This window comes from Halomonas sp. MCCC 1A11062, from assembly GCF_021404355.1.
In the GTDB taxonomy this organism is placed as follows: Bacteria; Pseudomonadota; Gammaproteobacteria; order Pseudomonadales; family Halomonadaceae; genus Halomonas; species Halomonas aerodenitrificans.
Map to the genome: position 1 here is coordinate 43027 of NZ_JABFTW010000022.1, position 21459 is coordinate 64485.

Here is a 21459-nt window from a genome sequence, read left to right on the forward strand (position 1 = left end):
TAGGCGTACCGATATCGGGATGCAAGGTTCCTACGACTGCAATCGCTAGGTATCTTGCCAAGCGGCGGCTAATCGTCGCGAGCGTCGTGGCGCCCATCTTCACGCTCCTTGTGACAGGCACGGGGTCACCAGTGATGATGGTGTGCCCCGTGAAGTAATGTTGCTTGCTGTTATAGCGCTTTAGCAAAAGCTTATCGTAACGAAGGGTTATCAGGCTATTTGTCAGTAGCCCTTTGAGTTAGCTTTTCTAGGATTTTTATTAGAGTGCTAATAAGCTGTGCCCCATGGCATGAACCGAACCGGCCTTTGGCCGGTTTCGGCTTTATGGGCGTAGCAGAAGGGATCAGGAGAGCAGGGCATGACTCAGGACACCACCACACCGCCGCCGAGCGAGCTGCGTCAGGCCCTGCTGGCCTACGGCCTGCTGTGGTGCCTGGGGCTCTACCTGCGCCTTACGGTGCTGGTGGTGCCGCCGCTGATTCCCCAGCTCAAGGCGGTACTGGGCTTTACCAGCAGCGAGGTGGCGATCGCCACCAGCCTGCCGCTGGTCACCCTGGCCTTCGGCGCCCTGCTGGCCGGCTGGCTGCTGGCGCGGGTCGGTACGCTGCCCAGCATGCTGCTGGGGCTCGCCGTCATGGCGCTGGGCAGTGCGCTGCGCAGCCTGCCCGAGGGCTTTACCGCCTTCATGCTGGCCACCGTGCTGATGGGGGTGGGTATCGCCTTCATGCAAACGGCGATGCCGGTACTCGCCAAGCTGTGGGCGCCCGGTCGCATCGGCCGCGCCTCGGCGGTTTACACCAACGGCCTGCTGGTGGGCGAGCTGCTGGCGGCGGGCGCCACCGGCCCCCTGGCCGCGGCCTGGCTCGGTGCCCACTGGCAGTGGGCGTTCGCCCTGTGGGTGGCGCCGGTGCCGCTGCTGATGCTGGTATTGATCGTCGGCTGCCGGCAGCTTCCGGCCATGGCAAACGGCTCCCGTAGCGCCAGCCTGACCCTGCCCAACGTGCGCGACGGCCGCACGTGGCGCCTGGTGGCCCTGCTCGGCGCAGCGGCAGCGCTCTACTTCACCGGTAACGTCTTCCTGCCGCCGCTGCTCGAGGCGAGTGCGCGCCTCGACCTGCTGGCGCCCAGCCTCACGGCGCTCAATGGCGCCCAGATGCTCTCCTCGGCGCTGCTGATCCTCTACGCCGACGGGCTGATGGGGCGGCCCCGGCCGCTGATCGGCATCACCGCCCTGGCGCTGCTGGCCCTGCCGCTGATGCTGTGGCTGCCGGGCGGCCACGTGGTGTGGGCGGCGGGCGTGTTCGGCTTCTTCACCAGTGCGCTGTTCATCTTCGTGCTGGCGCTGCCGGCCTGGCTGGTTCGCCTCGAGGCGCTGCCGCGGCTAATGGCCGGCATGCTGTTCTTCGGGTACCTTCTGGTATTCGGTATCACCGTGGTTGGCGGCTGGCTCAACGATCTCTCGGGAACCGTGGCGTTGGCCTTCCTGCCGACCCTGCTGATCAGCCTGGTCGCCATGGCTGTCACTCCGCGGCTGCTCGCCTCACGCCAGTAGGAAAACCCCATGCTCAATGCCCGTATCAAGCTGCGCCATCTGCAGGCCTTCCTCGAGGTGGCCCGCCAGCGCAGCTTCGCCCGGGCCGCCGAGCGGCTGGCGATCACCCAGCCGGGCATCTCCAAGACCATTCGCGAGCTGGAAGAGAGCCTCGGTGCTTCACTGTTCGAACGCACGCCCCAGGGCGTGGCGCTGACCCAGGCGGGCCTGACCCTGCTGCGCCATGCCGGGCCGGCCATGCGTGCGCTGGAAGAGGGCGTGGCGGCAGTGGGCGACGTGCACCTGGGCGCTCACGACCTGCGCGTGGGGGCGCTCTCCACGGTGGAGAGCCGGCTGCTGCCAGAGGCCATCCGCCGCTGGCACGCCGCGCCCGGCGGGCAGAACGCGGTGGGCGTCAATGTGGTAGTCGGCGCCAGTGCCTTCCTGCTCTCGCGCCTGCGCCGTGGCGAGCTCGATCTGGTAGTGGGGCGCATGACCGAGGCCCGCGAGATCCGCGACCTGGCCTTCGAGCACCTCTACTACGAGCCGCTGCTGCTGTGCGTGCGCCGCGGCCACCCACTGGCCGGCATCGCGCCGCTCGAAGCCGCCCGGCTGGGCGAATTCCCCTGGGTGCTGCCGCCCCTGCAGACCACCCTGCGCCAGCAGGTCGACAGCTTCTGCGTGCGCCACTCGCTGACGCTGATGAGCCAGCGGCTGGAGACGCTCTCGCTGCCCATCAGCCGTGCCTACACCCTAGAGAGCGACGCCATTTGGGTCGTGCCCGAAGAGGCCGTGGCCGAAGACCTGGCGGCGGGGCGGCTGTGTCGCCTCGGCATCGAGCTGGAACCCCGCGGCGGCTCCGTCGGGCTGTGCTACAACGCCAGCATGCAGCCCTCGCTGGCGCTGGAGGCCTTCTGCGAAGTACTGCGCGAAGTGAGCGCCGAGCGCGGCTCTGGTAGCAACTGAAACAGCGCCATAACGGCGGTGCAGCATAACCCAGCGGTTATGAGGGGTGCCCGAGTCGTCAATTGGCGGGCCTTTGGCGAGAGGCCACACTGGGCGAGACAAGACCACTCTCCCCAAGAGACGACACGCCATGCAAGATCACAACAAGCGCTTCGTGGAGCGCGACCGTAACTGGCACCCCCCGGCCTACGCCCCCGGCTACAAGACCAGCGTGCCCCGCTCGCCGCAGCAGGCCCTGGCCAGCATGCAGCAAGCCACCGCTTCCGAACTCACCGGCCCGGACTTCCGCCACCTGCGCATGGGCCCCCACGACAACGACCTGCTGCTCAACTTCCGCGAAGACCCGTCGCTTTCGGGTGCGGCCGGCCTGCCGGTGGGCGAGCGCATCATCATGTTCGGCCGCGTGATCGACCAGTTCGGCAAGCCGGTGCCGCACACCCTGGTCGAGATGTGGCAGGCTAACGCCGGCGGGCGCTACCGCCACAAGAACGACCGCTACCTCGCTCCGCTCGATCCCGGCTTCGGCGGCGTGGGCCGTACCCTCACCGACGAGCAGGGCTGGTACCGCTTCCGCACCATCAAGCCCGGCCCGTACCCCTGGCCCAACGACCCTAACAGCTGGCGCCCCTCGCACATCCACGTCTCGGTGATGGGCCCCTCGATCTCTACCCGCCTGATCACCCAGATGTACTTCGAGGGCGATCCGCTGATTCCGCTGTGCCCCATCGTCCACACCATCAAGGACCCGGCCGCGGTCGAGACCATGATCGGACGCCTCGACATGGCACGCAGCAAGCCCATGGACTGCCTGGCCTACCGCTTCGACCTGGTGGTACGCGGCGAGCTGCAGACCTATTTCGAAAATCAGTAAGCGGGTTCGAGAATCAGTGAGGGGAAATCACATGAAACAGCCAAACAGCGTTCCCACCAGCGAACTGATGCTGCGCGAGACCGCCTCCCAGACTGCCGGGCCCTACGTGCACATCGGCCTGGCCCTGGCCGCCGCGGGCAACCCGACCCGCGACGAAGAGATCTGGAACGAGATGGCCAAGCCCGGCGCCGAGGGCGAGCTGATCGAAGTCGTCGGCACCGTGATCGATGGCAACGGCGACCTGGTGCGCGACGCCTTCCTCGAGGCCTGGCAGGCCGACGCCAATGGCGTCTACCAGCCCGAGTTCGATCTCAAGAAGCCGTTCAACAGCTTCGGGCGTACCGCCACCACCTTCGACTACGGCAGCGAATGGTCGCTCAAGACCATCAAGCCCGGCCCGGTGGCCCACCCCAATGGCCAGCTCATGGCGCCGCACATCAACCTGGCGATCTTCGCCCGCGGCATCAACATCCAGTTGCAGACCCGCCTCTACTTCGAGGACGAAGCCGAGGCCAACGCCGCCTGCCCGGTGCTCTCGCGCATCGAATCGCCGACCCGCCGCCAGACCCTCATCGCCAAGCGCGAAGAGGCCGACGGCAAGGTGCGCTACCGCCTCGACATCAGGCTGCAGGGCGAAGGCGAGACCGTATTCTTCGATTTTTGATCCGCCACTACCGCAGAGAATCTGGCCGAAGGGGGCTGCAAGACACCGAGAGCCGGCATACGTGCCGGCTCTCGGTTTTTTTGGCTATTGGCATGACGCAGGTCATGCGACTAAAGGCGAATGAGTTAGACCAAAGTCTAAATTTCGGGTATTCTGTTAGCATCCTCATGAAGTAACCGAGATACTCAGCCATGACCACCCAGACGCTTTCCCACACCGCAGTCGCCACCCAAACCAGCGCTCCCCTGATCAAGCGCATCGGCTCTGCCGCGTACCGTCTGCTCGAGCGGATGAGCGAAGCGGCCTACCGCCAGCATGCGCCCCGTCTGCGCAACAACTACTACCTCTAACGGCCGAGGCCGTGCCTGGCCCAGTCGGCCGGAAGCGAGACACATAGACACATAGAGAAGAGCCAGCGCCTTGCGCTGGCTCTTCTCGTTATGGAGTGTCGATAGCGGGCGCCTCCGTTCGATGAGTTCCGGAAACAGGCGAAACGGCAGATGCCTGCCAATCGATGGAGCCGGAACATGATGAAACTCTATGGAACGCCACCGACCCGTACCCTGCGCGTGATCTGGTTGCTCAACGAGCTGGGCCTGGAGTATGAACAGGTCCCGGTTGATCTCATGCAAGGAGAGCACCTCCAGCCAGACTTTCTCGGGCTCAACCCCGCCGCCAAGGTCCCCGTGCTGGTCGACGGCAACCAGATCATCACCGAATCGGCCGCGATACAGCTCTACCTGGCCGAGAAAGATCCACAGGCGGGTTTCATCCCCAGCGCTGTGGAAGAACGCGCCCAGATGTACCGTTGGATCTTCTTCCTGATGACCGAGATCGAGCCACCGCTGTGGCGCATTGCCCGCCACACCTTCCTCTACCCGGACGAGATGCGCATACCTCAGGACGTCGACCTGGCCAGGCAGGAGTGCAGGGAGATGCTGGCGGTGCTGGAGCGGCATATGCAGGAGCGCGAGTATCTCGTCGGCAACCGGCTCAGCGTCGCCGACTTCAACGCCGCCTACACCTTGGACTGGGCCAACGAAGAGAACTTGCTCGACGCCGCCCCGCGGCTGAGGGAGTACCTGAAGGCGATGTACGCCAGACCCACGGCACCGCCCACCATCGCCGTAGCGTTTGCGGCGATGGAGGGTTAGCCGGCCCGGTGAGATCAGCGGGCGAGCCAGCACCGAGAGCCAGCCATTGCGCTGGCTCTCGTCATTTTGGCGTTGCGTTGACGTAGGTCGCTAGTGCAAGTCGGCTTGAGCGTCTAGGCTGGTTGTATGTGTTCGTTTGTAAGCTGGAATGGTAGCGGTTGCTCTGGGCTGGATTCTTAGGTTCTCAGCCGAGTAGAAGGCTAATGGCAGCTAACGACCCAAAGCGGACCGTCATGCAGGGTGCGGCATATGTCGGTTTATCGCCGTGGAGGGCGGATAGCTGCCGTTCGCTGCAGGTAAAAAGTCGCGACAGTCTGTGTGAAATTACTTGCACCTTGTTGAGAGGCAGTAGTTTCCAACGACTGGTCTGCGAGGTATGGTTGTGCAAAGAATGCATTGGTGAACGAGGCCGGCAGCGTGACAGAAAAAAGTGATTTAGCTCAGCTGATTATCGATGGCGATGCCGCCGGACGCCTTATCCCAACCATTCTCGACTTTGAATACAAAGACAGAAAACGGGAACTTGGCGGTTTCTTGGCTGATTTGAACAACTCGGGTGAGATCGCTCTGCTCTCGGACGCCAACCTTGCGGCCATACGACAGCTTGAGCACAACGACTTTTGGATGGTGTTCGGCGCGTTGTCTGACGCAATTGAGCACGTGGTGGATGATTACCCTGCTGTACAGCAGTTTGCTGAGTGTCTGGTCGAGAGAGCAGGTAACGATGGGGCTTCTAACACTCCGTTTGTGTCATTCGTTCGTTGGTGCGAAAAACATCCCTCTCAAACCAGAAAAATAATTACAGGCGCAAAAGACGGCCAAGAGGATTGCCAACGTTCCTGTGTGTTTGCCTTACAAGGTCTCAATGACTTTGGATACTTGGTAGATTTCTTAGAGGACAGTAGAGCGGAATTCCGATCTATAGGGTTTCGCGCCTTAGTAAGGCTCAAGAACATGACATCACAGGACGAACAAACTGGTATAGATGCTTGCCTTTCGGAAATTCAAAGCCCGTCTTCTGATGATGCGCGAAATGCTGCTATTGAGGCCGTTATTCGTATTTGGGACAATGATGCGACCAAGGAAAAATATCGGCAAGACGAAGCGATAAAGTCCCTTCTCGCCCAGCCGACAGATGACGACTTGGTGCGCCTGTGCGCGATGCTTTTCTATCACAAGAATGCATTCACAGAGCAAACTATCAGTGCAGTATTGAGTAGGTCACAAAGCATATCCTCCAGCTTCGAGACAGCAAGCCACTGGATAGATAACGCACTAACCTGGAAAGATGAACGCTGGTCATTCAATGAGGTGGTCGCGTTCATAGAGGCCATGGTTCCGCACTTCGAGCAGCCAGCAAAGAGCAAGCAGTTTCATAGCTTTTGCGAATGGGTTTGGGAAGAACCTGCAAACACTTCATACCTTTTCGCGCGCTGGCTTAATTCTGGCGACTTCTCCTTGTGCAGTTTCTTGGCCGAAATGGTCAGCGGCGGAGATAAGGGAGCAGCGCTATCTCTCCTGCCGCAAGACTTACCTCCAGAAGCGGTAGATCAAGTCTTTCTAGCCCGAAAATGTATCGGCTTTCTTTGGCTGCATGAGATCACGGCAGCGTCAATTCTACTTAGTATAGTCGAACATGGGCATCCAAATGCTGTCCCTGAGATTGAAAATCTCCTTTGGGAACCGCTGCTCCTTAGCTACTCTAGTGAGCTTAGACCGTATCTTGAGCAACAAGCGTCTAGTGCTTCCCCAACTGTGGCTAAGGCGGCTCAAGAGCTGATAGCGCACCACGCAGAATATATTGAGGGGCTGGAAAAGGCGCAGGACCTTAGTGAACTTGAACCCTCAAATGAAGCGAGACGAGCGGCGGCGATCAAAGATCACCAGAGGAACACGGATATTCAAAAGCAAGCGCGCAAAATGTCTATCTTTGGCGATATGTTTCATACTGCGACGATGCTTTACGGTCGCAAGAGCTTCAGTATGATCACGGGTGCTGATGGCAAAAAGTTCCCAAGTATCACCCCTCTGAGCGAGCACTCCTATAGCGTTGAATTTCCTCGTTTATCCGTAGTTGACCCGGTTGGGTTTAATCGTTTGCTCTTGGTTTGCAGGGTCGAGCAGAGAAAAGAAAAATGAAACTGATACTCAAAGAATATCTGGCGTCCCTCAAGGAACGAGGTGACCTTGACAAAGCGTTGTTGCCCAACCTGCTTTCCGCGATGGGGTTGCAGGTTCTGAAAACCCCAATGATCGGAACCCGCCAAGATGGAGTTGATATATCCGCTGTCGGTCAGTTGCCAGACGATGAGCAGAAATACCTCTATTTGCTCTGTGTCAAGGCAGGAGATGTTGGGCGCAATGACTGGGATGCCGGGCCACAATCAGTAGGCCCTGAACTTCGAGAAATTCTACAGGTGTACATTCGCTCAAAGATTGCCAAAGAGCATCAAGATTTGCCGATCAAAATTTGCCTGTGCATGGGGGGTGAATTAAAGGAAACGGTTGAAGGAAACTGGGCCGGCTTCACAGCGACTTATGCAAGCGAGAAAATTGGTTTTGAGTTGTGGAATGGAGACCGGTTAGCTGGATTTATGGAAAAATCTTTGCTGGCTCGGGAGTTGCTGGACGAAGCGGCGCGCAGGCATTTTCAGAAAGCCCTTGCAATGGTGAATGAGCCAGAGGCCTGTTATGAATATACCAGAAGTTTTGTTGCCATCGTTCTCCCACAAGAGGACATGAAAGACAAAGAGCGCCTATTGAGGCTAAGACAGGCGTATATTTGCCTCCACGCCATTTGCGCCTGGGCGGTTGAAGTAAAGAGTCTCGATGTCGTTTATCGGATATCTGAATTGGGCTTGCTGTTCTGCTGGGATGCAATGCGCGAAGAACCCGTCAAGACGAAGCCTACCAAACATCAAGTCGCTCTGACGGAAATTTTGGACCAGTACGTCCGGCTCTATTTGATGATGTCCGAGGTTTATTTTGAGAAGGTTCTGTATCCTCATGCCGAGACGCTTCATGCGCTAACGGTTTCGGTGAAGTCGCGAGAAGCGGTCGATGCCAATCTTGCGATGTTCGACTTGCTTGGCCGTGCGGCCACCCGTGCAATCTGGACGGACTTGTTCGGGAAAGCTCTCTCGGAGGCGAACCCCGAGTTAGCTCACAGTCTGAACGAGCAGACAAGGAAGATGCTCGATATGTTGGTGGCCCTGATCAATAACAACCCGACTTTGGGGTCTCCGTTCAAGGACGATCACATGATCGAGGCAGCCTTGGTCATGTATCTTGCTCAACAAACATCGTCAGGCAGGCGATTTATGCCATGGTTTCATGCCATGGCTGAGAACACATCGTTCGCGCTTCTAACCAATACCAGTTACCCAACGTGTTTTCGCGACTACAACGATCTGCTTGCTCATCCTGCGAGTAATGAACAGGAGTACCGTGATGAGGCTTGTGTTGGCAGTGTCCTGTATCCCTACCTGTTCACTTGGCTTCAGTATTGCGCCGAACAAGTTTTCATTGAAGAATTCTCCAGACGACTTTCCCAAAAAATACCCGACTGCACACATCAGGCGTGGTTCCCCGATGAGGAGACAGACCAAAAAATCTGGCGTGGGGATACCTACCATGGGATTTGCGTGACTGACCTGTCGCCAGCACGTGGAAATGCGGAGATAGCAGATGCCTTGAACCTAGCAATCAAAGAGTGTGGGGCAATTTTTGAAATGACAGCGATGAAGCGAGGACTGGTTCCACTTTTCTTGACGGCCTGTAGGCACTATCGCTTGCCTATCCCGCCAACACTTTGGATGCCGCCGCAAAGCAATTCAGATGAGGCTCTGGTAGAGCCCCATTCATAGTAGAGCAAGAAGCCTTTTTGCCCTTTGGCGAAAGCTGCGCTGCAGCACCGTCGGGGGCCGTCAATGTCCGCATTTGGCCGAAAGCCATCACTCACCCTCGGAGCTATCGCCTGTTCACATGCGGTGATTCTCTAGCAGGAAGTCCACGAACAATCGCACCCGCGCCGGCATTGCCGAGCCACCCACGAACACCGCATGAATGGGTTCCCTATCACCGGGATTGAAGGCTTCCAGCAGCGGCACCAGGTCGCCGCGCTGCAAATCCTCGGCCACGCTGAATTTGCCGATGCGCGCGATGCCAGCGCCCACCCGTGCGAATTGCGCCAGCGCCTCACCGCTGCTGCATTCGATATTGCCGCATACCTTGAGGGCGAATGCCTGCTCGTCGCGGATGAACGGCCAGTTGGGTTCAGCGCGTCGGAAGTTGAAGCGCAGGCAGTTGTGTTGCAGCAGGTCTTCCGGTTGCTGCGGCGTGCCGTGGCGCTGGAGATAGTCTGGTGAAGCCACCACCACCTGGCCGGTATCGCCTATGCGGCGCGCGGTCAGTGGGCTGTCGGGCAGATGGCCAAAGCGCACGGCCACGTCGGCCTGGCCGCCGAGAATATCGACTACTTCGTCGCCCAGAGTGAGGTCGACAGTGATGTTCGGGTAACGCTCACTGAATGCGGTCACCAACGGCACAATGGCCAGCCGCCCGTGGCCGAGCGCAGTACTAACACGCAAGCGACCCCGTGGCACGCCCTGGTCGGCGATCGCCTCTTCGACCTCGGCCATATCGGCAAGGATGCGCCGGGCCCCACGCAGATACGCCTCGCCCTCGACGGTAAAGGTGATCGCGCGGGTGGTGCGCAGTAGCAGACGGGTACCGAGGCGTTGTTCGGTACGGGCGATGATCCGGCTGACTGCCGAGGGTGTCAGCCCTAGTGCTCTCGCCGCAGCGGACAGGCTGCCTTCCTCCGCCACGGTGGCGAACACGACCATTTCACCTGACCTGCCGTTGAAGTCCATTTGTGCTCCGAAAGCAAAGGTGTTTGCCAGAAAAGCCATCTACCGCCGCCAAGGTTTGGATCTTAGCATTCTCGGCATAGATGAGGAGCCTTCTATGCGTATCAATCCACCCCTTGTAGCACTCGCCATCGGTGCCTTCGGTATCGGCGTTACCGAGTTCGCCCCCATGGGCATGTTGCCGGGTATCGCAGCCGATCTCGGCGTCTCCATTCCTGCTGCCGGCCTGCTGGTCAGCGCCTATGCGCTGGGCGTGCTGCTCGGCGCGCCACTGATGACCCTGACCACCGGCAGGATACCCCGGCGCTACCTGCTGATCGGGCTGATGGCCATCTTCACCTTGGGCAACCTGATGTCGGCCCTGGCCACCGATTACTACAGTCTGCTGATTGCCCGGGTGGTGACCTCGCTGAACCACGGTGCCTTCTTCGGCGTCGGCTCCATCGTTGCCGCCAGCGTGGTCGCGCCGGACAAACGTGCCGGCGCGGTGGCGGCCATGTTCATGGGACTGACCCTGGCGACCATCGGCGGCGTGCCGCTGGCGGCCTGGTTCGGTGAAGTGTTTGGCTGGCGCACCGCGTTTTGGGGCATCACCGGCCTCGGTGTGCTGGCCATGCTCGCACTGTGGTTCGCGCTGCCCAATGTGCCGCTGCCGAAAGGCGGCGGCGTGCTGGCTGAAATCCGCGTACTGGGTCGTGGCTCTGTGCTGGCAGCCTTGGCCCTGGCCGTGATCGGCTCCAGCGCGATGTTTACCGTGTTCACCTATATCGCGCCGATCCTCAGCAGCGAGACCCAGGCGTCCGCCGCCTTTATCACCGCCATGCTGGTGCTGTACGGCATCGGCCTGACGCTGGGCAACATATGGGGTGGCAAGGCGGCGGATCGCTCCGTCGACCGCACCCTGATCGTCTCGCTGAGTGCGCTGATCCTGGTCTTGCTGGCGTTCACGGTGCTGATGCGCTGGCCGCTACCGGCTGCCGCATCCATTCTGATTTGGGGTATCGCCAGCTTCGCCATTGTGCCGCCGCTGCAGATGCGGGTGATGGAAGCCGCCAAGGACGCGCCCAACTTGGCCTCGGCTGTAAACATCGGCGCCTTCAACCTGGGCAATGCGATTGGCGCGGCGCTGGGTGGTGCGGTGATCAACGTCGGCCTGGGCTACCCGGCGATTTCCCTGGCCGGTGCGGCGATGGCTATGCTGGGGCTGTTGATGGTGTTGGGGTTGGCCTGGCGTTCCAGGGCGGTGGCGGCTGCAGTGGTGTAAAGGCCGGCCTGTGTCAACTGGGGAAGCCACGGTTGAAATGAATCGTGGCCTGTCCCCGATTCTTTGCTGGCCTACGGCGCATCTTTGCCTTCGCAGGCCTGAGCAATCGCAGCGGGGATTGGCCTAGCTCGCTTATGGCCTGGCGTCAGTCGTGCCGATTGAGCGATGCAGGACGGTAAAGTCGCACTCACCTAGCCAGGTACCAAAACGCCAGTTGTATCGCCCAAGATTTCGCAGAGGCATTCAAGTGGCAGCTACTGGCCGATTGCCGCCTTAATCAGCCAATACACGTATAGCATGTGCCGGGCCGGGTGATGATCCCCAATTTTGCTACGCTGGCAGAACGACAGCAGGCGAGACGACTGATGGCCTTCCATAACCCCGATCCAAAGATGCGTGACATCGAGCGCCGCAATGCCCGGTTGCGCGCCGCATTCTTTACCAAGCTGTTTGGTGCTGCCAGGCGCGGATTGCGCAAGGCCTTGTCGTGCCTTCGGCTCCGTCGGCGTCAACATTGAGACTGAAGGGACAAACGCATGAATCGCCTAGACAGGGATGTTCAAGTATTCGAAGCCCGTGCAACCGATGCCGACCTCGACGACCTGCGCGCGCGACTGGCCGCGGCGCGGCTACCGGAGACCGAGACGGTCTATCGCGCCGCGCCCGATCCTCGCCGCTGGGATCAGGGTGTTCCTCTCGCCGATCTTGTCGATCTCGTGAACTACTGGCGCACCGAGTATGACTGGAGATCGTTCGAGGCGCGCCTTGACCGTATCGGCCAGTTCCGCACGACGATCGATGGCCTCGGCATTCACTTCCTGCACCGTCGATCCGCCCGTGCCGATGCCACACCTCTGATCCTGACGCACGGCTGGCCAGGCAGCATTGTCGAGTTCATCGATATCGTCGACGAGCTGACAGAGCCGAAGGAGCCAGACACGCCAGCTTTCCACGTCGTGGTCCCGTCGCTGCCGGGCTTTGGCTACAGCGACAAGCCGACCACTACCGGTTGGGGCGCCGGAAAGATCGCGGCCGCCTGGGTGGAGCTGATGGAAAGGCTCGGCTACGACAAGTTCGTCGCCCATGGCGGCGACTGGGGCGGTGTCATCACCACGGTCCTCGGTGGCAGGTTCCCGTCACAACTCCTCGGCATCCACTCGACGTTGGCGCAGGCACCACCCGGTCTGGTCATGGAGGGGCTGACAGCGGACGAGCGCAAATGGGCCGAGGACACCCGTGACTTCTGGCTCTACCGCGCGGCGTATGCGAAGCAGCAGGCGACCCGACCGCAGACCATCGGCTACTCGCTCGTCGACTCGCCCGTCGGGCTTCTGGCCTGGATCCTCGACAAGTTTGCCGAGTGGACGGATACCGACGATAGCCCCTTCGAGACGATTTCCCGAGACCGCATTCTCGATGACGTCACCCTCTACTGGCTGACACGGTCCGGCGCCTCGGCGGCCCGCATCTACTACGAAAGCCACGGCGGTGTTAATGCGCTCGACCCCGAGCTGCGGGTCGATGTTCCCTCAGCCATCACCATATATCCCCGCGACATCGAGAAGTGTCCGCGCCCCTGGGCAGAGCAGCGGTACCGGCAGATCGTGCGATGGAGGACGGCCGAAAAGGGAGGGCACTTTCCTTCGCTGGAGGTGCCGGGGTATTTCGTCAAGGACCTGCAGGAGGGCTTTGCGGCGGTGCTGGCTGTTAATCGGTAAAGCGGCGGGGGCGCGTGGGCCGTGAAGAGGCCGCCCAGAGCGGGGCGACAACCTGACACGACGAGAAGAGCCAGCGCACCGCGCTGGCTCTCGTCTTTTTGGGATTGCGTTGACGTAGGTCTCTGGTGTGGGGCGGGCCGGCGATCTGCGAGGCTCTGGTGTATCTATACGGCGCACGGAACCGTACTCATAAACCGTTGGCCCTGCGCTCCGATAATGGCCTCGTCTTCAGCAGCCGACATTATACCGCGACGGTGAGTACTACGGACTCACCGGGAGTTCATGACGCCCTACACGCCGGAGAAGAACGAGCTCGTTGAGCGCTTTTGCAGCCCTTGAAGGAAGAGCGCATTTGGCAATATCGGTTCGAGTCGTTGGGCTAGGCCCGAGCAGTCATCAGCCGCTGGATACAGCACTAGAGTCACATCAGTTGTTGGGCTGTGTGGCACACCGGGCATTAGCTGCGTAGGTGTGCAGAAACCAAGGGGTATTATACCTGCAAAAGGCCGGGTCGTAGTCACTAAATATTTGTAGTGTAACAATTTTTTGATTATAGCCAAATGGGCAACGAATAAGACTTAAACAGCCATGGTCTAAGGGTGATGAGACGGTATAGTTAATCCAGTAGATACCGTCTTGCAGACTTTGTGGAGTCATCAAGCAACCGTGATGACCCTTATACTTACATAGACGAATAGTCCTAAGACCAGCACGACCGGCAAACAGCACGCCCTACTGTTCAGCGCAAGGAGATTGGTTTACATGGATAATCATGATTACCGATTCAAGCCTTACACCCGCAACAGTATTAAAAGCGCACCGCAATGGAAACTATTAACGCCGTCACAGCAAGAGTCGGTTCTTGCAGTTTCACGCGTTCTACCTTTTCGAGTCAATGCTTACGTTCTAGATGAGCTTATTGACTGGAGCAATATTCCAGATGATCCCATTTTCCGCCTAACGTTTCCGCATCGCGAAATGCTGAAAACTGAAGAGTATGAATTACTTCGCAATATTGAAAGTGGGCGTTCCGCAGGAAGCGAGGGGGAGCTCATAAAACGTATTCGAATGAATATGAATCCCCATCCTGCTGGGCAGCTTACACACAACGTCCCCTATCTTTATGGACAGCCTATCAAGGGCCTACAGCATAAATATCGGGAAACCGTGCTTTTCTTTCCAAGTGCAGGTCAGACCTGTCATGCCTATTGCACGTTCTGCTTTCGCTGGCCGCAGTTCGTTGGTATGAACGAACTTAAATTCGACGCAAAAGATGCTCGGGCTCTTGTTGACTATTTGAAGGTTCACAAGGAGGTGACGGATGTTCTTATTACCGGTGGCGACCCGATGATAATGAATGCTCGTTCTCTGGCTGGCTACATTGAGCCTTTGTTGTCGGCTGATCTTTCTCATATACAGAATATTCGCATCGGCACAAAGTCCGTCGCGTACTGGCCACAACGCTTCGTTAGCGATCCCGATGCAGATGATGTCATGCGGCTGTTTGAAAAAGTCGTTGCATCAGGAAAGAATCTTGCTGTGATGGGGCATTACAACCATCCCGCCGAATTGCGCCCGGTGATAGCTCAACAAGCTGTTCGCAATATCATCGCTACCGGTGCAACGGTCCGAATGCAAGCACCGTTGATTCGCCATATTAATGAAGACCCAGCAGGTTGGGCAGAGCTCTGGACTGCCGGTGTAAAACTCGGAGCGACTCCCTATTACATGTTCGTCGAGCGAGACACTGGGCCTCGAAGCTACTTTGAGGTGCCACTGGTCAAGGCTTATGAAGTCTTTCAGCAGGCTTATCAGCAGGTGTCGGGCCTAGCGCGGACAGTTCGCGGACCATCAATGAGCGCTCATCCTGGAAAGGTGGTGATAGACGGAATCGTAAAGTTGGCCGGCGAGAAAGTATTCGCGCTGCAGTTCTTACAGGCGAGAAATCCTAATTGGGTGCGCCGGCCTTTTTACGCACGCTTTGATCCGCATGCAACTTGGCTAGACCAACTACGGCCAGCATTTGGCGAGTCACGTTTCTTTTTTGAGCAGGAAGCTCATGCCGAGGTCAGCAGTATCATTTCCTCCTCGGCTTGGGATGACTCAACTATTTCTAATGCAAGCAATAGTGGCGTCGATAAACGCGCTTCTGTCTCGTGAGGAATTGATATGGATTCGTCAATCTTTGAGGTATATGCGCTTCGCTACGCAATGCATGAGGGTCGCAAAGCCAGTGAGAATTTCTTATTCCACGAGGACCAACATAGCAGTCCGATGCCTTTGTCCTTTTACCTGTGGGCAATTAAGGGCCTTGGTCGCACTGTTGTTGTCGACACGGGATTCGACGAGAGTATGGCCCGCAAAAGAGGTAGGACGTTTTTGCATAGTCCGAAAGACCTACTCTCCGACATCGGCATCAAGGCCGAAGATGTCACTGACGTGATCATCACGCATATGCACTATGACCACTGTGGCAATCTTGGACTGTTCCCAAAAGCCAAATATCACATACAAGAAGCTGAGATGGCTTACTGCACAGGTCGCTCAATGACCTATTCGCTTCTACGGAGGCCGTTCGAGTCGAAAAATATCAAAGATGCTATTGATTGCCTCTTCCAAGACAGATTGATCGTCCATGATGGAGACGTTGATCTTGGGGATGGTATCCGCTTGCATAAAGTTGGGGGGCACACGAAGGGCATGCAGATCGTCAGCATCCCAACCCAGCGAGGGAACATAGTTCTCGCCAGCGATGCTGCCCATTTCTGGGAAAACATTAACCTGCGAAGTCCTTTTCCAATCGTTGTAGACGTCCAACGTATGTTCGCTGCCTATGACGTCATGGAGTGCTTAGCGGATGGCCCCTTTCACGTCATCCCCGGACACGACCCGAAGGTGCTTGAGATATTTCCGCGTCTTCCCAATAATGCGGATATTGCCATATTGCATGCGGAGCCTGTAGAAAATCATGGGTTGAGCCCGATTGCTAAAGGAGAGAACCAAGAGGCTGCAACGGTTAGTCGGATTGCCATCGTGGGGATGGGGCCGCGGGGCATAAGTGTGCTCGAGAAACTCATCAAGTATATTGATGAGGTCAGTCTAGACGGCCAAGAAGTAGAAATCATGATGATTGATCCAGGTCCCTGTGGTGAAGGCGCTCATTCTTCAGATCAGCACGAGGATCTACTGATCAATACCGTGGCTTCACAGATCAGTATTTTCGGGCTTGATAGTCTGGTTAATGGGGCCCACGGCCCGTCACTTACTGAATGGGCGCGGCAAGCTGGGTATCGCCGCATCGGTAACCGCTATCGCATATCTAACTCCGGTGAAGGTGATGCAATTAGCGACGCGGACTATCTTCCAAGAAGATTGCTGGGTCAGTATTTGGGGTGGGCGTTCGAGCAAATGACATGTTCTCTACCGGAACGAATCCAAATTAGGCACATCCGCCGTCGCGTTCTTGATCTTCGAAAGATAGACGACGAAACCTTTTTGCTTGAACTCGACGAAGGGCCCCAACTCCTTGCGAATTACATAGTTCTTGCCACTGGTCATGGAACTCGATCGCCCACGGAAACTGATCTCAAGTACCAATCGTTTGCCAGCACAGCTGAAAATATTAATCCGAGTGCTGCTTATTACAGATCGCCATACCCCACTGAAAACCTGGCCACTATCCATGAGAGGGCGTGCGTTGCCATCCAAGGACTTGGACTGACTGCCTACGATGTGATTTCCTCCCTTACCAGTGCACGTGGCGGATGGTTTCGCGAAACCAAAGAGCGACTCGAATACATACCGTCCGGAAACGAACCCAGAATACTGCTTGTCTCTCGCAACTGCTTGCCATTTGCTGCAAGGGGGATCAACCAGAAAGGATTGACTGGAAGCCACCAGGCGGCATTCTTTACACTAAAATCTCTTGACTCTCTACGCCATACCGCGATCGTTGCTCGTGGTAGCCCTCGTCTGAACTTCGAACATGAAGTGCTACCACTCATTAAGCTAGAGATGGCTTATGCTTACCGCTTGGCCCTACAAGATGGAAAGGTCGACCCCGCAGAGTTCGTGCCATCCGACGAGGAATGCGAGGCTATAGATAGATTGCTTGATCCGCTCGCATACGAGAAGTTTTCGTCGCTAGAGCATTTTCGCGACTACTTCCGTCGGCAGGTCGAAGAGGATCTCAGGCATGCCTGTCTCGGGAACCTAACTAGCCCAGTCAAAGCGGCAGCTGATGTGCTTCGAGATACACGCGAAGCCTTGCGTGCTGCAGTGGAGTTTGGCGGCCTTACCCCTTCATCTCACCGTGTTTTCGTTGAGTCCTTCGTTCCAACAGCGAACAGAATTTCTTTCGGGCCACCTAAGCAGCGGAACGCCGAACTGTTAGCACTGATGGACTCTGGAGTACTAAGCGTAGCCGGCGGCCCTGGCAATGAAATTGAGTTGGATCGCGAGCGCGGGCAGTTTTGCATCGTTAGCCGGTTAGGAAAGGAACCAGCACGAGACTATGCTGATGTGCTGATTTCAGCCCGTCTAGATGTGTACTCACCGCTTACGGACTCCAGCCCTCTATCCAATAATCTGCTGGCTAGCGGCATCGCCCGGCCTTACCTCAACGGCGACTATCATCCAGGCGGGCTCGACATTAGCCAGGATCTCAAAGTCATTGACTCAAAGGGCTGCGTTCACGACCGCCTCTGGGCGATCGGAATCCCGATTGAAGGCCCGCATTTTTATACGCATGCCCTGCCGCGCTCCTCTAAAGCGTCCCGGTTTTCTCTCGACGCTGAGCAGTGTGCTCTGCAGATAGTGGAAGTGCTTTCACGCAGACATGCCTCGCCTTCGGTAATGAATCAGATGGAAGAGGAGCATAAGCAAAAGCACCAGTTGCAACCGGCTCGCACCGAGGAAGTCACTAAGAAAATTGCTTGATAACCCATCGCTTACTACCGATAAGCGCAATAAGAGGGCTCCGACATGAAAACGTACCGGCCGTCCCATGCTATTGATAAACCGTTGCCGGCCCTACATGAGTTGCACCCCAGCTTGGCTGCCCTCACGTTGTCGTTGGCATCTGCAGTGGCATTGGGCATCACGCGGTTTTCCTATGGCCTGTTACTACCGCCAATGCGAGAGGACCTTAACTGGAGCTACACTCTAGCGGGGTCTCTGAACACAAGTAACGCTGTAGGATATTTGGCCGGTGCGTTGATTGCGCCCTTGGTATTGCGCTGGATTGGCGTGTCACGCTTGCTGACATTGAGCACAGTGTTAGCTGGCATCTTCATGCTCCTATCGGGCACCACTTTGGTAGCTGATGTGCTTCTTGTCTTGCGGGTATGCTCAGGGGTGGTGAGTTCCTTTATTTTTATAGCAGGAGGTGTATTGGCTTCCAGAATAAGTTCGATGCACTCTAAGCGCTCGGGCCTCCTATTAGGTATTTACTATGGCGGCACAGGGTTGGGAATTGTACTGTCTTCATTATTAATCCCTGTCCTTTTAAATGCTGCCCAGGTATATGGGCATGCCCATACGTGGCAATGGACGTGGTACGGGCTAGGCCTGCTTTGCTTTGTCGCAGCAGGGCTGATGGCACCGCTGGCTAAGGCGATCAGCAGCAGTCCGGGTAGCTCAACCCAGCGCCACCAATACGATCTGCGTCGCTTCAGCTGGGCGTTAGGGGGCTACTTCCTATTTGGGGTGGGCTGCATTGGGTACATGACTTTTGTGGTCGCGTTGCTGAAAGAGCAACAGATGCAACCCTGGCTCATAACTCTTTTTTATTCAGTATTGGGTGTTGCTGTGATGGCTTCTTCTCGCCTTTGGGCGGGTTTGTTAAGCCGATACAAAGGTGGTCAAGCGCTAGCCATCCTGAACGCGGTTTTGGCAGGCGCGACACTTTTACCAATCCTAGCTGGTTCTGTGCCATTGGCTTTCTTATCAGGACTGGTGTTCGGTGGCGTCTTCATGTCCGTCGTCGCTTCAACAACAGCCTTGGTGCGGCACAACCTGGATGAACAATACTGGTCGGCCGCTATAAGCGCTTTTACTGTGGTTTTTGCATTCGGTCAGATTATCGGGCCGCTGCTTGTTGGTTGGTTGGCTGATGGGCCTGGTGGACTAGAGCAAGGACTCGCTGTATCAGCTGGTGCATTGGCTGTTGGCGCCCTTTTGGCCTGGCGGCAAAAGCCACTGAAGTAAACGGCTCGAATAATATCGCATAAAACAAGAGAGACTTCCATGAAAGAACATACAGGCGGATGCTTGTGCGGTGCAGTGAGATACGCTTTTACCGGTGAGCCTCGATTTGTCTCATTATGCCACTGCACGCATTGTCAAAAGCTAAGTGGCGGAAGTTATACAATCAATCTCCTTATACGAGAACAAGATTTTAAGCAACAGGGAGCAACCGTGTTGTTTGAAGACAGTGGTGATAGTGGACACCCAGTGCAGCGCCATTTTTGCGGAGACTGTGGGTCACACATCTTTGCAAAAATTGCATCAGCTCCAGGAAAAATCGTGCTAAAGGGAGGGACTCTCGATCACCCCAACGACTTTACCCCGCAAGCTGAAATATATACATGCCGAGCTTCTGAGTGGCTGTTGCCTGTTGAGAACACGCAACGCTTTGATCTAGGCATATAATCCAGCCGGCTATGCGCCGGGTTTATAAGCGACGAATCTGAAATGAATAAGGAGATGGTAATGAACGAAGCACAGTATGATGAAGAATTAAAGTCCGCGCTTACCGCTGCTGTTGGAACGACATACGTACAAGGTGGCATCAAGCGTACCGTCCTACAAAAAGCACAGTTTCCCGAGGGCTACACTATCAATTTTAATCTGATTGAAGTCCCGGCGGGTAATAGCGCAGCTCCGCATGTCCATCCTGGATTGGAAATTACCTATGTGCTTGAAGGCGAGTTCGATCTCGTTACACAAGGCAAGCCGGACCGCCGTTTTACTCCAGGTATGTCTTACATGGTCTCTGATCAAGATGTTCACTACGCCAGGGTGTTGAGTGATATTCCAATGAAACTACTTTGTGTTTTTGTCAACAAGGAAAGCGAGCCGGTAGCCCGAGTAGTCGGAAAGGCAGAGGCGCGTTAGTAGGTAGATCCCAAAAACCTGCCAATACGGCAGGTTTTTGGGCAATTTGTTACGAATCATCCGGATAACGGATTCACCGTACGGAGTGCTAACATGATTCTGCACGACTACTTTCGATCCTCGTCCGCTTTCAGGGTTCGCATTGCTTTGAATATTAAAGGAATCGATTATGAAACTAAAGTCCAGGACCTAGATCAGCAGTCCAATCGATCAAAGGGTTATTTAAGAGTGAATGGCTTCGGATTGATACCTGCTATAGAAGATGGCGAAGTGCGTATTGCCCAATCAGGAGCTATCATCGAGTACCTTGAAGAAAAATTTTCCAGTCCGGCCTTGCTGCCTCTTGATCCAGCTGGGCGAGCCCGGGTCAGAAGCCTTTTTTATCAAATTGTATGCGATACCCATCCTCTCACGACTCGGAGAGTGGCTAGCTACCTCCAGCAGAATATTAATGCGACACAAAACGATGTTAGCATGTGGAAGTTGGCTTGGCTGCGTGACGGGCTTATGGGTATGGAGGAGGTGCTCGCTTCTAACTCCACCGGTGATTTTTGCCACGGTAACCAGCCCACACTTGCTGACATCGGGCTGGCTCCTCAAGTCTATTCGGCATTATCGCTGGGTCTGCGGCTTGACGACATGCCGACCGTCTCTCGGATTTACTCGATGTGCTTAGAGCTTCCCGCTTTCCAAAGGGCGCATCCGGACAACTGCTGAGATCAGCGACTACAGAGGGAAGCAGCACCGTGCGGAAGATGACTAATGAGTATCGTGCAGGTGCCTACAGTGCCACACTTGTTTAACTCCCTGGCCAGACTCCAAACATTGTTGCGCTCATTGTTGCGCTCCGGATCAGACGTCGAAGCGTGCCCCTAACCCAGCGCGGCTTAGCAAGCACGTAATTCACCGTAGGTAGGGCGGCGATCGGTATGGGGTTCGTCATTATGCGAGTCCAATCGACGAAGCCGATCTATAAGACGAGTTAGAGTTGGTTCGGCCGGCCTGTCCCTCAGAAGTAAATATGTCGACAGTCGATATTGTGGGTCAGCAAGTGGTCGGCTGCGAATAAGGGTATCCCGGCTGGTTTGCATCTGCGACTCACCAATCAGTGCCAAAGCATAGCCAGCCGAAACCAAAGACATCATCAGGCTAAACGAAGCTACACGTTGCACAGGTAGAGGTAGAGCTATGGTGATTTCTGGTGTATGGGAGGAGGTAGGAAGGGTGGCGTATCCTGTTGATTGATCACGACCAAGATCTCAATCAACATGAGTGGATACGCCATGACCGATTCTACCCTCCGG

Annotated in this window: 17 protein-coding genes; 16 read left to right on the forward strand and 1 reads right to left on the reverse strand. The window is 56.7% G+C overall.

The annotated features are described in order from the left end of the window. Positions 1–358: 358 nt before the first annotated feature. From HOP58_RS18710 to HOP58_RS18745, 8 genes are all read left to right on the forward strand, one after another. Positions 359–1552, forward strand: a complete 1194-nt coding sequence (locus HOP58_RS18710; RefSeq protein WP_234261160.1) for an MFS transporter — start codon at positions 359–361, stop codon at positions 1550–1552. Positions 1553–1561: 9 nt separating this feature from the next. Beyond that, positions 1562–2497 carry a pca operon transcription factor PcaQ gene (gene pcaQ / locus HOP58_RS18715; protein ID WP_234261161.1) on the forward strand — a complete coding sequence of 312 codons (936 nt, stop codon included), beginning with the start codon at positions 1562–1564 and terminating at the stop codon, positions 2495–2497. A gap of 130 nt (positions 2498–2627) precedes the next feature. Continuing rightward, positions 2628–3368 carry a protocatechuate 3,4-dioxygenase subunit beta gene (gene pcaH, locus HOP58_RS18720; RefSeq protein WP_103969786.1) on the forward strand — a complete coding sequence of 247 codons (741 nt, stop codon included), beginning with the start codon at positions 2628–2630 and terminating at the stop codon, positions 3366–3368. Between the two features lie 31 nt (positions 3369–3399). Then, positions 3400–4032, forward strand: a complete 633-nt coding sequence (gene pcaG / locus HOP58_RS18725; protein ID WP_234261162.1) for a protocatechuate 3,4-dioxygenase subunit alpha — start codon at positions 3400–3402, stop codon at positions 4030–4032. Between the two features lie 191 nt (positions 4033–4223). Next, positions 4224–4382, forward strand: coding sequence for a hypothetical protein (locus HOP58_RS18730; RefSeq protein WP_158409647.1), 159 nt, complete (start codon positions 4224–4226; stop codon positions 4380–4382). Positions 4383–4559: 177 nt separating this feature from the next. Continuing rightward, entirely contained in the window at positions 4560–5186 is a 627-nt protein-coding gene (locus tag HOP58_RS18735) for a glutathione S-transferase family protein (RefSeq protein ID WP_234261163.1), read from the forward strand. Positions 5187–5585: 399 nt separating this feature from the next. Beyond that, positions 5586–7325 carry a hypothetical protein gene (locus HOP58_RS18740; protein ID WP_234261164.1) on the forward strand — a complete coding sequence of 580 codons (1740 nt, stop codon included), beginning with the start codon at positions 5586–5588 and terminating at the stop codon, positions 7323–7325. Then, positions 7322–9052: a hypothetical protein gene (locus tag HOP58_RS18745; RefSeq protein ID WP_234261165.1), complete on the forward strand. Its 1731-nt coding sequence runs from the start codon at positions 7322–7324 to the stop codon at positions 9050–9052. The genes HOP58_RS18740 and HOP58_RS18745 overlap by 4 nt, the downstream gene beginning before the upstream one ends. Before the next feature lie 114 nt (positions 9053–9166). On the opposite strand, the gene HOP58_RS18750 is transcribed toward HOP58_RS18745, so the two are convergent. After that, the gene (locus HOP58_RS18750; protein ID WP_234261166.1) at positions 9167–10099 is read right to left on the reverse strand and encodes a LysR family transcriptional regulator; all 933 of its coding nucleotides are present in this window, start codon (positions 10097–10099) and stop codon (positions 9167–9169) included. A 55-nt stretch (positions 10100–10154) separates the two neighbouring features. On the opposite strand from HOP58_RS18750, the gene HOP58_RS18755 reads away from it, so the two are divergent. The 8 genes from HOP58_RS18755 to maiA all read left to right on the forward strand — a co-directional run bounded on the left by HOP58_RS18755 (position 10155) and on the right by maiA (position 20872). Continuing rightward, on the forward strand, positions 10155–11321 hold the full coding sequence (locus HOP58_RS18755) for an MFS transporter (protein WP_234261167.1): 1167 nt from the start codon (positions 10155–10157) through the stop codon (positions 11319–11321). A 536-nt stretch (positions 11322–11857) separates the two neighbouring features. Next, positions 11858–13039 carry an epoxide hydrolase family protein gene (locus HOP58_RS18760; protein WP_234261168.1) on the forward strand — a complete coding sequence of 394 codons (1182 nt, stop codon included), beginning with the start codon at positions 11858–11860 and terminating at the stop codon, positions 13037–13039. A gap of 762 nt (positions 13040–13801) precedes the next feature. Beyond that, positions 13802–15199, forward strand: coding sequence for a lysine 2,3-aminomutase (locus HOP58_RS18765; protein WP_234261169.1), 1398 nt, complete (start codon positions 13802–13804; stop codon positions 15197–15199). 9 nt (positions 15200–15208) lie between these two features. Beyond that, a complete protein-coding gene (locus tag HOP58_RS18770) occupies positions 15209–17977 on the forward strand; it encodes an FAD/NAD(P)-binding protein (protein WP_234261170.1) in 2769 nt (922 codons plus the stop codon). A 45-nt stretch (positions 17978–18022) separates the two neighbouring features. After that, positions 18023–19246, forward strand: a complete 1224-nt coding sequence (locus HOP58_RS18775; protein WP_234261171.1) for a YbfB/YjiJ family MFS transporter — start codon at positions 18023–18025, stop codon at positions 19244–19246. A gap of 39 nt (positions 19247–19285) precedes the next feature. Continuing rightward, positions 19286–19690 carry a GFA family protein gene (locus HOP58_RS18780; RefSeq protein WP_234261172.1) on the forward strand — a complete coding sequence of 135 codons (405 nt, stop codon included), beginning with the start codon at positions 19286–19288 and terminating at the stop codon, positions 19688–19690. 60 nt (positions 19691–19750) lie between these two features. Continuing rightward, a complete protein-coding gene (locus HOP58_RS18785; protein ID WP_149327328.1) occupies positions 19751–20155 on the forward strand; it encodes a cupin domain-containing protein in 405 nt (134 codons plus the stop codon). A 93-nt stretch (positions 20156–20248) separates the two neighbouring features. Beyond that, positions 20249–20872 (forward strand): maleylacetoacetate isomerase, encoded by a 624-nt coding sequence (gene maiA / locus HOP58_RS18790; protein WP_234261173.1) that lies wholly within the window; start codon positions 20249–20251, stop codon positions 20870–20872. Positions 20873–21459: the final 587 nt, after the last annotated feature.